The following is a 14,567-nucleotide window of genomic DNA, read 5'->3' as shown; positions in this document are numbered from 1 at the left end:
ATCACTTCTAGTCGATATCTATACTTTCTACGGACAACTCGCGTCCGGATATCATCTGCCCGAGTATGTCGCCGCAATTCGGACACTTTACCGACATGTCCTCGGCGGCGAAGATCGTTCCGCAGTTCGTGCATTTGGCCTTGGCCTCGATCATCTGGATGTTCAGTTGGGCGCCCTCGGCGATCGTCTCCTTAGCCATAACCTCGAAATAAGAGATTACGCAGTCAGGGACAACCTGGGACAGCGAACCGACAATCAGGTTGACCGAGTTTACCTTTTTGGCCTGACTTTTTTCCGCCGTATCCAGCACAATATCAAGAATACCTTGGGTTATCGCCATCTCATGCACGGCTTATTTTAGGATGCCAACTCCTCCATAATCAACTCGATAACCCTGGGAATCTGAGCAGCCACTGCCGGCGTCAGCTCTTCGCCCCAGTTAATCTCGCCCGGTTGGACGGCGATCAGTACTACCTCATCTGGTAAACGATCCGTTATTTCCGCCATGGTGAGTACGTCAAACAGGGTAACCTGGTGCATCGATACCTTGTTGATGAAATTCTTGGTCTTGATGTCGTGCGGGGTGAACTTAAAGATCTCCCCCGGCTCCGCGCCGGCGTTGACGATGTCGATAAGGATGATCTTGTCCCGGCCTTCCATATAATATAACAGGTCTAAACCGAGAGTGGCGCCGTCCATTAATTCGACGTTCGGCGGGATGCCCAGTTGCTCGCGCTGTTTGGCGAGTTCCTGGACGACATGAACGCCGAAACCTTCATCTTTTAAAATAGAATTGCCGACCCCGAGCACCAAAATCCGGCGCCCGGGGTCGGCTGAAGTTCCTGAATTACGAGGCATCTATTCCTTTGCGTCCTTCGGCACTATGCTCAGAATCATGTATTTAAACTGACCGAAGTCCTCGAACAAGGACAGGTACACGTGGATCGCCACGATGAGTATGAACACCCACATCGTGGCAAAGTGCCACACGCGCACCATCTCAAGCCCGCCCACAAAAGCCGTTAGCCATGTGAAATAGCCCTGAGTCGGCGTATATAGGGCAAACCCTGTCATAGCCTGGATGATGATCAGCGGCACGAAGGCGATATAAGCCAGCCGCTGGGGCGGATTATAGGTACCCTGAACCTCCTTCGGCAACTCCTTCTTCAAGAAAAGGTAGTACGCGAGCGTGCCGAACAGGTTCCGCCAGAGGATCATTCCGAGGCCGAACATCTTGTAGTCCCTGCTCCTGGAAAGGAACGCCATGGACAGCCTGATGATGAGGTTGAAAATCAGCACGTACATCGCGACAAAGTGCAGAAACCTCATCGTCGCCATCGACCCTTGGAAGAAGGGATAGTGGATGTAGAAGCCCGTGAAAATCAGGATTAACATACTGACCAGGTGCAGCCAGTGGTAAATCCGCGCTTCAGCCGGGTGCGTTATTTCACCAGACATTCTCCCCCCTCCTTTAGGTCACTTTGAACTTCAGGATCTCATTGGTTTTGGGCTCGATGATATGAACCGAGCAGGCCAGACACGGGTCAAACGACCTGACGACCCGAACCACGTTGATCGGATTGTTCGGATCCGGTACCGGCGCGCCGATGAGGGCTTCTTCAACCGGACCGCGTACGCCTTTGTCGTCGCGAGGACAGAAGTTCCAGGTCGAGGCGTTGACGATCTGATACGTGTCGATCTTGCCGCCCTTGATTGTAACCCAGTGCCCGTTCGCGCTGCGGGGCGCGTCGGTTATACCGGCGCCCTTGCCTTCCGACGGAACCGGCTTGTCGTCGCAGACTTCTCCGTCAAGGTTTTTGGCCAGCTCGTCCAGCCACAGCGGGATCGCGTCGGCCAGCATCTTCGTTTCGTACGCGCGAGCCGCGTGGCGGGCGACGGCGCTCGGCCACAGACCGATCGTGCTCGCCAGTTCCACAAAGCCGGGATCCTGCATTATGAGCATCCTGGCCAGAGGGCCGCCTTCGTGCGGCTTGCCGTCGTAGCGCGGCGACTTCAGGAATGAGTAAGCGCCGGACTTTTTGGGATCCGGGTCCGTCTTGCCGACGGCCGGTTTCAGTCCGGTCGGGCTCTTGTAATAAGCGTACTTGACGTCTTCGGTGATCTTCTCCTTGTCCAGATCCTTAACGTTCTTGAGGTCCAGATCCTGGACGACGCCGGATTTGAAGAAGCGGTTCTTTATGTCTCCGCTCTTCTTCATGTCAAACGCGCCGTATCCAAGGAAGTTCTTGACGCCGAAACCGACCTTGAGCTGGTGGATCGGCAGCAGGGGCCCAGTGCCGAAGGTGATAACGTCCTTGACATAGACATTTTCCAGCCAAGGAACGACTCTGGCTAATACCTGCTGCGTTTGAGCGATCTTGTCCAACGTCGGCCTGATGCCGACGCCGCCGGGAACGACGTTCTGGAAGAACGGCATCCGCCCGGCCCATAAGGCGGCGATGTCGTGCAGCTCCTTGCGGATTTCCAGCGCCTGCAGGTAGTGCGAGACGGCTGTCGTAACAAGGTCCGGGTCGTTAACCATGAACGCGTCCGGCTCGTACCTCGGAGTCAGCGGATAGGTGTCGTTCGCCTGTACCAGGCTGACAATCTTATCCTTGACGCCTTTGAGCGCCGGGTCGTTCCCGGAGTAGCTGGCCACCGCCATGATGTCGATATAGTCTAGCGCCGACAGATGATAGAAATGCAGCGGGTGGTCGGCCAGCCAGTCCAGAGCAAAGATCAAGTTCCGGATGATCCTCCCGGCGTCGGGGGTTACCGCGCCGAAAGCCTCGTCAATGGCATACATTGACGTTATGCCGTGGATCGTGTTGCAGACGCCGCAAACGCGCTGCGTTATCCTCAAGGCGTCTCGCGGATCCTTGCCGACAAGAAGCTGCTCAAAGCCGCGGTACATAGTGCCGCTGGTCCAAGCGTCCTTAACGACGCCATTCTCGACCTCGACCTCGATCTTGAGGTGGCCTTCTATCCTGGTAACCGGATCAATGATTACTTTCGCCATTACTTCTCACCTCCCTTTCCGCCAACCCTGCCGGTGGCAAAGTTGCCGACGAGGTGAGCGCCCAGGCCGATGGCCGTGGCCACGCCGAGCACCTTAGCGATGTTGTCTGCGGTCGTCTGGATGCCGAAAAGATTAATGCTCGGCACCTTTTCGTACAGCGGCGACAAGCCGGCATAGAACTCCGGCTGCGTACAACCGATGCAAATGCCGTGGGCGCTGATCGGCCAGGCCGTTCGGCCGTTCCAACGACGGATCGGGCAATCGGAATAGGTAACGGGCCCCTTGCAGCCCTTCTTCACGAGACAATAATTCTGTGTCGCGGTGCCGCCGTCCGCCGGAGCGATCGCGGCCTTGTCTCCCCATTTCTCCACGTAGAGACCGGCTTCGAAAGCGGCGCGCCTCTCGCAGTTGTCGTGGATTATCTGGCCGAAGAACATCTTCGGACGTCCGTAGTTATCTACATCCGGAGCCTTCTTGTTCAGTAGATAATACACGACCGTACCGACCAGCCAATCCGGATTCGGCGGACAGCCTGGTACGTTTACGACAGGAGTCGAGCCCTTGTAGGCGCCGCCCTTGTTGGTGCCGTCGAACGCGACGCCCTTGGCGCCGGTGACAGCCTGATTCGCCCGCGGAATCCCGCCAAAAGAAGCGCAGGTTCCCGTGGCGATGACGACGGCCGCGTTATCGGCCGCGTTGGTGATCCAGTCCGTGCATACCATCGGCTTCCCGTCTTTCTCGCCGAAGGCGGCATAGAGACCGTCTTCCTTGTCCGGTATCGCGCCTTCCCACAAGAGAACATATTTGCCTTTCATGTCCTTCATGGTGTCCTCGATGACCTTGATGGCCATATCGCCCGAGGCGGCCATGATGTTTGGCTGATACCGCACGGAGAGGATGTCGAGAACCAACTGTGCAGCGTTTGGATTACTTGAGTTCAGAAAGGAAATGGCGCAGCCTGTGCAATTTTGGCCCTGCAGCCAAATGACAGGCGGCTTCGCGGCAGCGCCCTCGAGCGCTTTAGCGATTTGAGGGATATAGCTCTGCGATAAACCCATGATGGTCGCGGTCGCTCCGCAAACCTTCAGAAAATCGCGGCGACTAAGTCCTTTAAAGGAATCGCCCACTCCGTACACCTCCTTGTGATCGGTCGATAAATGTCAGAGTAGAACGTCACCCCCTTCGCCAACGTTTTGCAAAAAAAATTACATTTTCAAGTAGAATCTTGCAGGTTAGGTTACTGCTAATCTATACATACAGCAAGTGATTGTCAAGCGGTTTCGGTCTGCGGTTTGGGCGCCACAAGCCCCGCCAGGAAGCAGCTTAAGATGTAGAATATCAACATCGGCCCGGCCATAACGGCCATCGTTATCGGACTCCAGTCCGGGGTGATGACAGCCGAGATTAGCAGGATGATAAGTAACGCGTATCGCCAGCTGCTCCTGAGCTTTTGCGGCGAAATAACGCCCAGCCGGACCATTAACAAGACGAACAGGGGCGTTTCAAAGGATATGCCGAAACCTAGCAAGAACCAGCCGGCGTACGTGACGTACGAACTCGCGCTGACGCTGGCTTTCATAATCTCGCCGGCCTGCGCCAAGAGCCAAGCCGTGCTGATGGGCATGATGAACCGGTAGCCGAAGGCGACTCCGCCGACAAATAGAATAATCATGGAAACGATGATCGGGAAGATCAGACGTTTTTCCTTCTTCTTCATGCCGGGCGCGGCAAAGGCCAGTATTTCGTACAGGATGACCGGCAGAGCCAGAGCCATCCCGGCAAAAAACGCGACTTTGACTTTGACCAGGAAGGGTTCCATCGGTGAAAGAAAGACAAGGTGCAGGTTTCCGGCGGGTTTTATAAGGACTCTCAACAGAGGAACGGAGAAAAACAGGCTGCCGCTGAAACCGACCGCTACGGCGAGAGCCGAGACCATCAGCCTCTTGCGAAGCTCCGCGATATGCTCCAGAAACTTCATTCTGTTATCGGCCACAGCTTAACCCCTTATCCGCATAAAAAAGCCGCCCGGCTGGAAGGTTGGTGCTTTGGGTAGGCCGGGCAGCTGGTTGTTGTATGAGTATCAAAAAACAACGCGTGTTTTACGCGTCGCTTTTGTCCGTATCCTTTTTCTCCTCGGCCGGTGCTTCAGCCGCTTTTTCAGCCGGCTTTTTCCCTTCGGCCTCGTCGCCCTCCGTACCTTTTCGGATCGACCTGATGCCATCGCCGAGAGCCTTGCCCAACTGCGGCAGCTTCGACGGTCCGAAGATTATGAGGACAATGACAAGTATTATGATGATTTCCGGTAGTCCAAGACCAAACACTTAACGTTCACCTCCCGGGACGCGTTCGCGTCCCTCCCGATTAAGGGTCATACGAATACCTGCTACTTTACTCTACAAAGTGAAACATTGTCAACTTTGTTACGTGCCAAAACGCCTGCTATTGCTGCGTTTGCGTAGTGCCTGAAGCGCTCGTTTGGCTGAGCTGAGAACGAACCTGGTCGGCCAGATTCCCGGTCGGTTGAATGGCTAAAAAACGCTCCCAGGCGAATTTCATATTCGGTACGTCATTCTTAGCCTGATAGACGACACCCATATTGAACCAGGCCATAGCCTGGTCGGGTTTCTCGGACGTTACCTGGCTGAATATCTCCAACGCTTTGTCGTTTTGCTTAAGCGCGAAATAGGACGCGCCCATATCCGTCATAGCGTCGTAGTTCTTCGGGTCAAGCTTGAGCCCTTTCTGGTAATAGGTTATGGCATTCTGATATTTTTGCGTATCGTAATAAAGGTTGCCCAGCTCGAAATAGTCCTTGGCGGTGACCGACTTCGGCGTTTTGTTGATCTTGTCTTTCAGCTGAAGGATGCGAGCCTGGGCTTGCGCGTCTTCCGAGGCGGCGCCTCCCTGGAAGATCGAGGTAAAGAGATCGCCCATAGCCCCGATGTTGAGCGACGGGATATAAGCAAGGATAAATGCCAGGACGATGACTATCGCGCCGACTTTGATCCAGACGGAAGCCCGCGCCTTATCGAGCATTATCATTTTGAAACCTCCGGTTCCAAGTAGTTGGCAGTTGGCAATTAGTAGTTAGTCTAACAAGAACCTCGGCAATCATCCAACCGCTAATGTCTAACAACTAACCACTAACGACTAACTGCTAATTATATCTGTCGATTACGAATTCGCCGATGGCCGTAAGCTCGACCTTTAGCGCTTTCTTACTTATATTTTCGATACCGAGGAAAGCGCGGTCAAGATAATCGCGAGCCTCAGCTCTGGCTTGGTCGACGCCTCCCGAGTCCTTGATAATCTCGATAGCCTCGTTCACCGTTTCGTCGTCCAAAGGACCGGCGGTTTGAATTATCTCCTTGAGGCGCTGGCTGTGTTTCCTCGCTAAAGCATAGATGACCGGCAAAGTAACGGTTCCGTCGCGGATGTCTCCCCCCACCGGTTTGCCCAATTTCGCCTCATCGGCCGTGACGTCAAGAATGTCGTCGAAGACCTGGAACGCCATCCCCAGGCATTCCCCGTATTGCTTCAAAGCTTTGATGTCGGCCATGCCCGCTCCGCTCACCCTGGCGCCGAACTCGCAGCAAGCCGCGAAAAGCGCCGCCGTCTTATAGCAGACGCGCCGGTTGTATTCCTCTATGCTTAAAGCCGTGTGGCGCAAAGCCCGTTGCTGCATTAGTTCGCCCTCGCTCAATAAGGCCGCGCAGTCCGTCATACCTTTCATAACGAACGGTTCCGATTTATCGCAGAGGGCGGTAAAAGCCTCTGTTAACAACATATTGCCGGTCGCGACGGCGGTCTTCTCTCCCCAACGCGCGTTGACGGTTTCCCGGCCGCGCCTCAAACCGGCCTCATCCAGCACGTCGTCGTGGACTAGGGTCGCAGTATGCAGCAATTCCGTGGATAAGGCGACCGGCTCAAGTTTGTCGTAGTCGTATATCCCTGCTTGACCGGCGATCAATGTCAACACAGGGCGGAGCCTTTTACCTCCGGCCTCAACCGTATAACCGGCCGGCTCCCTTAGCTGTCCGGGATACGCGTTCAGGATACCGGACAGAGCGGTCTCGACCCGCTCCAGGTCAATGGCGATTCGCTGGGGGATAGGATAGGGTTTCAATCAGTCTCCGGCGCCGAACATCAACTTGATGATCCGCGGTATGCGAAACTTGGTCAGTTGGGACATGCCCCACTCGAGTTCCTGTTTGTCGGCCACTGTGGAAATACTGGAGTCGTCAACCTCTTTCTTAAACTCCTTGAGGCGCCGGGCAATCGAGGCTTTGTCCTCCGACTCCATAATCTCGTCGACGCGCCTCATAATCTCCCTGGCCTGAAGGATTCTGGCCTCGGTCTCCTCGGCCGTTTTTTCATCGACGGCGCCTACTTGTTTTTTCAGCCGGTTGAGCTCAAATGCCGAATCGTAGGTCGCTTTAACGATCGTGTCGCGGTCCATCCACCTGGTTTCGTAATTCATAATATATTTCCAGCTCGGCTGGGTAAGCGCCAGCCGATGTTCTTCCAGCGTCCGGCACTTCAGAATATAGCCGTGTTCTTCCGGGTTGACGAAAGCGCGGCTGCCGGGATCGAGGAACGGAGCCAGAGGCGAGATAAAAGGCAGAAGTCTCTTGTCGTTGTTGAATTTTCGATAGAGTTCACGGCAGTATTCGACGGTCGCCATGGTCTTGTCATAGGTCTGTTCGGGCATGCCGACCATGAAATAGAGGTCAAACCGCTCGCAATTCTTATGCTTCAGCGCCGCCGCCAGGCAGGCCTCGAAATCGGTATTCGTGTAGCCTTTGCCGATGGCTTTTCTTACCTCTTCGTCGTGCGATTCCACGGACATCTCGTAGCTGTAATCGTGGAGATACTTGTCGACCAGGTCGAAAATCTCGGGATCCGGCGGGGCGTAGAATTCAACAATAATCTTGTTGGGTATCTTCAGGTCGCGAAGACCCTTTAAGACGGCCTCTGTATACTCCCGCCCGGCGAGCATGGGGTCGCCGAGAAGGAAGATCGGGCCACGCGACAGGTGGCTGATGGTCCTGACGTCGTTAAGGAAGGCTTCCGGGGTGCGGAACGCCATCTCCGGCCGGTTCATCGTATTCTTGAATGTAAAGCAGGAGCCGCCGCAAAAGACACAATTCAACTTGCAGCCTCGACCGATAAAGGCGGCCATGATGTTGTAGCGCGTCCAATCCATAAAAGGAATGACGCCGGTAAAATCGCGATAACGGAAAACCGACCGGACCATCTCGTTATAGCCGATGGTGAATTCGTCGATGTCGGCCGGCACGTTGCTAAACTCGTTGACCACAACTTGGCCGTCTTTCTTCCAGGTCAAGTTGGGGATAGTGGATAAATTGCCGCCACTTTTAACGGCCTCCACCAGCTGACGCATCGGCTCCTCGGTGGTGTCGCCGCGCATGACGAAATCGATCTCCGGCCGCTCGATCAGCTCCAGATGAAAATATGACGACGAAAAACCGCCGAAGACGACCGGCGTTTTCGGGTGATGTTTCTTAACGATCTTGGCAATCTCTACCGATCCGTGGCAGTGAGGCATCCAGTGCAGGTCGATGCCGAATATGGCCGGGCTTTTCAATTTGCCGATGAATTGATCGGCGTCGAAAGTCGGGCTTTTTAACATCTGCAGCGCCAGATTAATGATCCTGACGTTAAGGCCGTTCTTCTGGAGATAATGGGAAATACTGGAGAAACCGACAGGGTACATCTCAAAAATCGGCGTCGAGGGCACCAGGTCGCTGACCGGCCCATAGACGATAGACTCTCGCCTAAAATCGTACACGCTAGGCGCGTGCAGCAAAACAAGGTCAGGCTGGGTCGCTGAAAACAGCATTCTCTATCTCCTTTGAAATTTCATCGGGCAAATCGCCGGACGCGGCGTTATTCCCGCTTAGCAAGCGGCCCAGCCGGTACGCGGCGACATTGAAAGCCGCCAACCTGTCGGCCCTGTCCGGAGCTTCCGGATAAGCGTAGCCCTCGCTTATCGAAGCGAGGGCCTCGCACAAAATCTTTACCAGTCTGTCGTCGCGTAGTGTAACCACCAAGGCTAACGCTCTCACGTAGAAAGAATCGGCCGTGACCAACGCTATGTTCGCCGCGGGTTGTCCGTAAGCCGCGGCCGGTTGTCCGGCGCCGAAATGTTTGCGCACTCCGGCGGCAAGAAGCTCCAGGGCTATCGCCACCGGCCTAAGTTTCTTCAGGTCGTAATGACCCCCCGCGGCGGCTTTGAGCACGATAACGGCGCGGCGCGGCCCCTCTTCCCGCCACAGCTTGAGGTCCGACTCGGCCGAGTCGGATCGCTCGGCTATTTCCCGCGCAATCTCCTTATTCAGGGATTTTATGTCTCGTTCGATATAATCCATAGCTTTTAATTATACTGGGTATCAGGGCTTGGGAACAAGTTCGAGAGAGACCGGTCCGCTGGCGGTGTGTTTAATCGGAGGCGGCTCGGTACGGTCGAAAAGCGCCAGACCGAACATATAATAGACCGATTGACCGGGGTCCGGTTTGAACGGCATGTCGTCCTTATGGGCGGTGTCCAGTTTGCGTGACATTTCCACGTACCACCAGCCGTCTTTCCAAACACCGTGGCCGAGCACGTCGGCCGCGCTCCCGGTCGGCGCTCCGTAAAAATAGACGAACGGCTCCTTGTCGCCCGCTTGAAAAATCTTATACGTCGTGATGTCTTCCATCTGCGTGGAATTGGGATAAGGGGTGTTCTCTACGGTTAGACCGTCGACGAGCTTCTTGGTCGGCCGCGTCGGCGCAATACGCTCGACCGGCGTCTTATAACCGTTTTTCAAAAAACCGGGTTCGCCCTGGTCGCGCTTACGCGCCGCCTTCATCAGCGTTGGATCGACCGAATCGTCAAGAAATCTGTCTTCGACGAAACCGTAGACATTGGTTATGCCGGCCAACCAGAACCAGACGTCTGTTTTTTCCTTCCGGCTGTTGGTCGCCATATACCAAAGATTCTCATCTTTATTCTCCGTATGGCAGACGGCGCCACAACCCTTGATATTGAAATAAGCTACCGAGTCGCCGCGGTCCCACAGGATGGACATTTTGTCCTGTTCGGGGCCGTTTGTCCACTTTGTCCCGTCGAAGTGCCAAGTCTTAGACACCTTGTCCTCAGTGGCGTCCTTCCACTTAAGCAAGAAATGGATGTCTTTGGCGCCGTACACCGATTTCATATAGGCGTCCGGTCCGCCGGCGGTGAGCACCTTGGTGAATTTACCTGTTTTCCAGGCCTTTTCAGTCAACTGACCGTCGGCTTTGATTTTTTCTCTAGTATATGTCGAGGGAACGATAAGCTTTGTCTGCGGTTTAGCGGCGCTAGAACAACCGGCTAGTAATACAACTGCCAGAAGACAGGCAGTGAGGGTAATGGTCCACCACGCACGATTCTTCCTGGATTTTGTTACTGGTTTACAAGGCACGATTTTAGCTGAAGCGAAAGCAGCGTCTGAGTTCCTGCGCCCGCATAGAACGCGGGCCCAGGATGACTCTTTACGATCTTGCGGGCGCCCCAGGATGACGGTTCTATGTTTTTCGGTATCTGGCATTGATTCTCTCCACTTCGTCTGATGCTCCTCTGGGCACCCACGGCATCTCCCGGGAGCCCGGCTCCCATTCGCCCCATTCTTCCAGCGTTGTCGGCGGGCTTAAACCGGCTTTCATGGCTAAGTCATATAACGGCGCGTGCGGGAAAGGCAGGTACAGCGAGACGGTGGTTTCCGTGGTAGACCCGGCTGCCCGGCATGCCTCCATAAGTTGTCCCGCCCCTGTCAGCTCAACATCAAAAGACCACCCGTAAGCTCCACCCGGGGGGAAACCAACCAGGATCGACAGCTTTAGACCGATGTCGTGCTTAGCCAACATCGCCGCCAGGCCGGCGGTGTATTCTCCAAGTTCGCCGTAAACGCCGGCAGGCGAACGGCTGATGGCCCCGCAGCGGGGCTCCAACCCGATGAATATGCTTGTCAAACCGCTTATTCTCATTATATCCCAAAAACCGTCGTCGAACCTGAGGACGTCTTCCAACCGTCCTGTCGGCATACCCCACCTTATCGCGGCTGAGCGGTTGATCAAACCCGCGGCGAATTCTCGGGCCCGGTCCCCGTCGACGAAGAAGTTGGCGTCGTCCATCAATAGACCGTCAACTTCGAATCCGGCTTTCAGCTTCTGTGCGTCTTCGACCATACGGGACGGCGTATAGGCGCGCCAGACTCCGCCCGAGACCAGGCTCTGGGCGCATGACGGACAAGCCTTGGGACACCCCCGGCTGCTCACATAGTTAATGGTACGCGGGGATATCTCGTCTTCGAAGACGTATTTCTCCATATCCAGCAGGCCGTAGTCTAGCGGAGGATAACGGTTGATATCTTTTAGGCGGGCGACGCCGTTGTTGACCACGCGATTGTCCGCCTTAAACACCAAGCCCTCGACACTCTTATAAGACATCTTGCCTGACAAGCAGGTAACCAATTCAAAAAGAACGTCTTCGCCCTGGCCAGCGACGGCGATGTCGATCAGGTCGTGCACGGCGACCTGTTCCGGGAATATGGTCGGGTGCCAACCACCCCAGATAACGGGCAAGTTAGGAATCGCCTCCTTGGCCAGCTTGGAGGAGTTAAGAGCTTGTTTGATCTGTGGACCCGTCATGACCGAAACGCCGTAACAAAGGGCGTCTTCCTTGTGCGCCGCGAAGAACGTGGCGTGTTCGGCCGGGTCGCGCGGCAGGATCCTGACGGTGAAGCCGGCTTTCGTTAAAGGTCCGGCGATTGCCAGCAAGGCCAGCGGCGCCCTGGTTGACGGTTTATCCAGGACGGGCGGCGGTGAGTATAGCAGGATTGTTTTTTTCACGTTGTTTTATGGCTCCAATATCAATGTTACAGGACTGCTGATCGTATGATTGAACCGGGTGTCGTTGAACAAAGCCAGACCGAAGACGTTAACCGCCACGGGTTTGTCCGGATCCGGCTTAAACTGCACATCGTCTCCGTGTTTTGTGTCCAGTTTCCGCCCGAACTCAAGCGTATACTTGTTGTCCGACCAGACGCCGCGACCGACGATGTCCATCCGGCTGCCGGAGGGACGTCCTTCCGGGAAATCCTCCTTGTTCTTTTCGTTGGTCAGGTCGAAGTAGACCATCATCGGCAGTTTGTCGCCCGCATTGAAGATCGAATAATCGGTTATCGGCACCATGTCTTTCATGTTGGGAAACGGGTTTTTCGACAAGTCGTAACCGGGTCGGGGCGTATAGGCCGGCTTGACTACACCCTGGGCTTTCTCCTCGGCGGTCGCCGCGTTCGGATTACGGGTGAACCATTGTTTGGTCCCCTCGTCGCCGCCGTCGAAGACCAGCGACAACGTGACCATGTTCGTCGTCTCAGGGCGTTGCCGGGCTTCTTTGGGCGCGGAGAACAGCCCGTCGTCAACGGTATTCTTTTCATTCATGATTCCGGGCGCCCACTTCCAGGCGTCGGCCATATAACCAATGCCCGGCCACGGACCTTCCTCCGTGCGCTGGCCGGTCACAATCATCCAATCCTTGCCTTTTGAATCTTTATGGCAGATCGCCGAGCAGCCGAGTTTGTCGAAGCCGGGGATGGAGTTGTTCATGTTCCAGATGAAACCGATTTTGTCGTCCGTGTCGTAGTTGCGCGTCCATTTCTGTCCGTCGTATTCCCACCACAAAACACCGGTTTGCGGCGTAGTATCCTTCCAGGTGACCAAGAAGTAGACGCTGTCTTTGGTGTAAACAGATCTGATAACGGCGTCAGGACCTCCCCTGGTGGAAATGTTCGCGGCCGGAGCGTTTTTCCAGACCTCGTCATTACCGTCGGCATTGAGCTTTGGCCCTTTGTCAACTTTTACTGATTTTACTATCAGCTCAGTGGGCGCTTTTACGTTACCAGTAGCTTTGTTAGCTGCCTTGTTTGAAGTACAGCCAACCAAAATGAATAGGATTATGGGGAGGATCCACCAAACACGATTCTTCCTGAACAGAAAGCTACGTCTCAGTTCCTGCGCTGACTTCGTCAGCCCAGGATGACGCTTATCGGATTTTGTTTCTATTCTTGTTCTACTATTCACTCTTCACTTATCACTTTTCTCACTTTGTTATCTCCAGACTTATCGGCCCCGTGCTTGTGTGATTCACTACCGTCCGGTCGAAAACAGCCACGTCAAATACATAATACCTTGCCGAGCCCCGCGTAGCCTTAAAGTTGATATCGTCGTCCCGGCCCGTGTCCAGCTTGCGGGCAAACTCGACCGTCCAGCGACCGTCTTGCCAAACGCCCTTGCCCTTGATGTCGTCGCGGCTGCCACCCCATTGAGCGTCAAACGGATGGAAGATGATATACGGGATCTTGTCGCCAGTCTTAGGAAAAGTGTAGTCGGTTATCTCTTCTACCTGGTCAAGTTGCGGATAAGGGGTGGTTTCGACCGTCAGCCCGGATTTCAACCGCCATCGCGGCCTGCCGGCCGGGTCAGACGGCGTCGTGGCTTCGTTCAGCTCCAGCGGAGCTTTGACCGTGAAATCGTCGTGCCGCCGCCGGATGACCGGCTTAACCACCGAGGGATGCTTCAAATATATCTCCTGCACGCCAAAATAGTAGTCATTGCCTGCGCCCCGCACATTGCTAATGCCCAGCGACATATCCCATATATCGCCGCGCTGTTTGGCGCCCGGCCAAATCTCCCCTTTAGGCGTAGCCGGGCCTTCGATGACCATAGCCGGACCTTTGTCGCCCTTATGGCAGACAACCCGGCAGCCTTTTTTGTTAAAACCGCTGATTGAAAAATCAATATCCCAGAATATAGCGACAGCGTCGTCTATCGGCCCCTTCTTCCAGATTGTTCCGTCAAATTCCCACACCTCATCGATGCTGTCATTGGTCGCGTCGTCCCATGAGAGCATGGTATAAATCATGTCTCCGGATACCGCGGCTTTCACAGTAAGTTCGGGGCCGCCGGCGTTCACTGTCAACGGCTTGGCCTGCTTCCAGAAGGCATCGTTTGCTTGACCGTCTAAGAGAGGAGCGCCGGTAGCGTTAGCGACTGACAGCACGCGGGAAGTCGGGGACTTAGACTCCGGTTCTGCTTTCGGTTTACATCCCGGCAGGATTATCGCGACAAGAACTGTCGCAATCAATATGTATATGATTCTCAAGGCACGACTATGGCTGTGCGGTGTTGTTGGCTTACAAGGCACGATTATCCCTGGATTTTGTTTCTGATCTACAGGGCACGATTTTTGCTGGAGCGAAAGCTGCGTCTAAGTTCCTGCGCTCGCAAAATACGCGAGCCCAGGATGACTCATTCATGTATCCTGACCCAGGATGACTCTTTTTCGCATATTTTTTCGGATCATTCAAACCGCAATATAACCGGTCCGCTTAAAGCGTAGCCTTTGCCGTCGTCGCGGACGATCGCGGCGAAGGCGGTCTCAACCCCCACGACGAGCACGACGTCGTCGGGGTATCCGGTGTCGCGCTTGCGGGCGAACTCG

At 54.9% G+C, this 14,567-nt stretch carries 15 protein-coding genes; all 15 read right to left on the bottom strand.

What is annotated here, in order from left to right:
* Window positions 1–7: 7 nt before the first annotated feature.
* Window positions 8–340, bottom strand: coding sequence for a hydrogenase maturation nickel metallochaperone HypA (gene hypA / locus WC891_08070; protein MFA5867898.1), 333 nt, complete (start codon window positions 338–340; stop codon window positions 8–10).
* 17 nt (window positions 341–357) lie between these two features.
* The gene (locus WC891_08065) at window positions 358–858 is read right to left on the bottom strand and encodes a HyaD/HybD family hydrogenase maturation endopeptidase (GenBank protein MFA5867897.1); all 501 of its coding nucleotides are present in this window, start codon (window positions 856–858) and stop codon (window positions 358–360) included.
* Window positions 859–1,458: a Ni/Fe-hydrogenase, b-type cytochrome subunit gene (gene cybH / locus WC891_08060; GenBank protein MFA5867896.1), complete on the bottom strand. Its 600-nt coding sequence runs from the start codon at window positions 1,456–1,458 to the stop codon at window positions 859–861.
* A gap of 13 nt (window positions 1,459–1,471) precedes the next feature.
* Window positions 1,472–3,019: a nickel-dependent hydrogenase large subunit gene (locus tag WC891_08055; GenBank protein ID MFA5867895.1), complete on the bottom strand. Its 1,548-nt coding sequence runs from the start codon at window positions 3,017–3,019 to the stop codon at window positions 1,472–1,474.
* Window positions 3,019–4,146 carry a hydrogenase small subunit gene (locus tag WC891_08050; GenBank protein MFA5867894.1) on the bottom strand — a complete coding sequence of 376 codons (1,128 nt, stop codon included), beginning with the start codon at window positions 4,144–4,146 and terminating at the stop codon, window positions 3,019–3,021. Before WC891_08050 ends, WC891_08055 begins: the two co-directional genes overlap by 1 nt.
* Window positions 4,147–4,289: 143 nt before the next feature.
* The gene (gene tatC / locus WC891_08045; protein ID MFA5867893.1) at window positions 4,290–5,012 is read right to left on the bottom strand and encodes a twin-arginine translocase subunit TatC; all 723 of its coding nucleotides are present in this window, start codon (window positions 5,010–5,012) and stop codon (window positions 4,290–4,292) included.
* Between the two features lie 106 nt (window positions 5,013–5,118).
* The gene (gene tatA / locus WC891_08040; protein ID MFA5867892.1) at window positions 5,119–5,340 is read right to left on the bottom strand and encodes a twin-arginine translocase TatA/TatE family subunit; all 222 of its coding nucleotides are present in this window, start codon (window positions 5,338–5,340) and stop codon (window positions 5,119–5,121) included.
* 118 nt (window positions 5,341–5,458) lie between these two features.
* Window positions 5,459–6,061: a tetratricopeptide repeat protein gene (locus tag WC891_08035; protein MFA5867891.1), complete on the bottom strand. Its 603-nt coding sequence runs from the start codon at window positions 6,059–6,061 to the stop codon at window positions 5,459–5,461.
* A gap of 115 nt (window positions 6,062–6,176) precedes the next feature.
* Entirely contained in the window at window positions 6,177–7,145 is a 969-nt protein-coding gene (locus WC891_08030; GenBank protein ID MFA5867890.1) for a polyprenyl synthetase family protein, read from the bottom strand.
* The gene (locus WC891_08025) at window positions 7,146–8,882 is read right to left on the bottom strand and encodes a TIGR04190 family B12-binding domain/radical SAM domain protein (GenBank protein MFA5867889.1); all 1,737 of its coding nucleotides are present in this window, start codon (window positions 8,880–8,882) and stop codon (window positions 7,146–7,148) included.
* A complete protein-coding gene (locus WC891_08020) occupies window positions 8,857–9,411 on the bottom strand; it encodes a hypothetical protein (protein MFA5867888.1) in 555 nt (184 codons plus the stop codon). Before WC891_08020 ends, WC891_08025 begins: the two co-directional genes overlap by 26 nt.
* Before the next feature lie 21 nt (window positions 9,412–9,432).
* Entirely contained in the window at window positions 9,433–10,311 is an 879-nt protein-coding gene (locus WC891_08015; GenBank protein MFA5867887.1) for an ethylbenzene dehydrogenase-related protein, read from the bottom strand.
* Between the two features lie 280 nt (window positions 10,312–10,591).
* Complete coding sequence (locus WC891_08010) at window positions 10,592–11,914, bottom strand: cobalamin-dependent protein (protein ID MFA5867886.1); 1,323 nt, start codon at window positions 11,912–11,914, stop codon at window positions 10,592–10,594.
* A gap of 6 nt (window positions 11,915–11,920) precedes the next feature.
* On the bottom strand, window positions 11,921–13,009 hold the full coding sequence (locus tag WC891_08005; protein MFA5867885.1) for an ethylbenzene dehydrogenase-related protein: 1,089 nt from the start codon (window positions 13,007–13,009) through the stop codon (window positions 11,921–11,923).
* A gap of 157 nt (window positions 13,010–13,166) precedes the next feature.
* Window positions 13,167–14,228: an ethylbenzene dehydrogenase-related protein gene (locus tag WC891_08000; GenBank protein MFA5867884.1), complete on the bottom strand. Its 1,062-nt coding sequence runs from the start codon at window positions 14,226–14,228 to the stop codon at window positions 13,167–13,169.
* Window positions 14,229–14,567 lie beyond the last annotated feature (339 nt).

This window comes from Actinomycetota bacterium, assembly GCA_041658625.1.
GTDB lineage: Bacteria > Actinomycetota > JAHEXW01 > JAHEXW01 > JAHEXW01 > JBAZZW01.
This window is presented reverse-complemented; position numbering and strand designations above follow the sequence as displayed.

What these genes read in the sequence shown, in the direction of transcription:
- cybH (MFA5867896.1), bottom strand. Translation starts at nt 1,458, where the DNA reads ATGTCTGGTGAAATAACGCACCCGGCTGAAGCGCGGATTTACCACTGG.
- WC891_08055 (MFA5867895.1), bottom strand. Translation starts at nt 3,019, where the DNA reads ATGGCGAAAGTAATCATTGATCCGGTTACCAGGATAGAAGGCCACCTC.
- WC891_08020 (MFA5867888.1), bottom strand. Translation starts at nt 9,411, where the DNA reads ATGGATTATATCGAACGAGACATAAAATCCCTGAATAAGGAGATTGCG.
- hypA (MFA5867898.1), bottom strand. Translation starts at nt 340, where the DNA reads ATGGCGATAACCCAAGGTATTCTTGATATTGTGCTGGATACGGCGGAA.
- WC891_08065 (MFA5867897.1), bottom strand. Translation starts at nt 858, where the DNA reads ATGCCTCGTAATTCAGGAACTTCAGCCGACCCCGGGCGCCGGATTTTG.
- WC891_08025 (MFA5867889.1), bottom strand. Translation starts at nt 8,882, where the DNA reads ATGCTGTTTTCAGCGACCCAGCCTGACCTTGTTTTGCTGCACGCGCCT.
- WC891_08035 (MFA5867891.1), bottom strand. Translation starts at nt 6,061, where the DNA reads ATGATAATGCTCGATAAGGCGCGGGCTTCCGTCTGGATCAAAGTCGGC.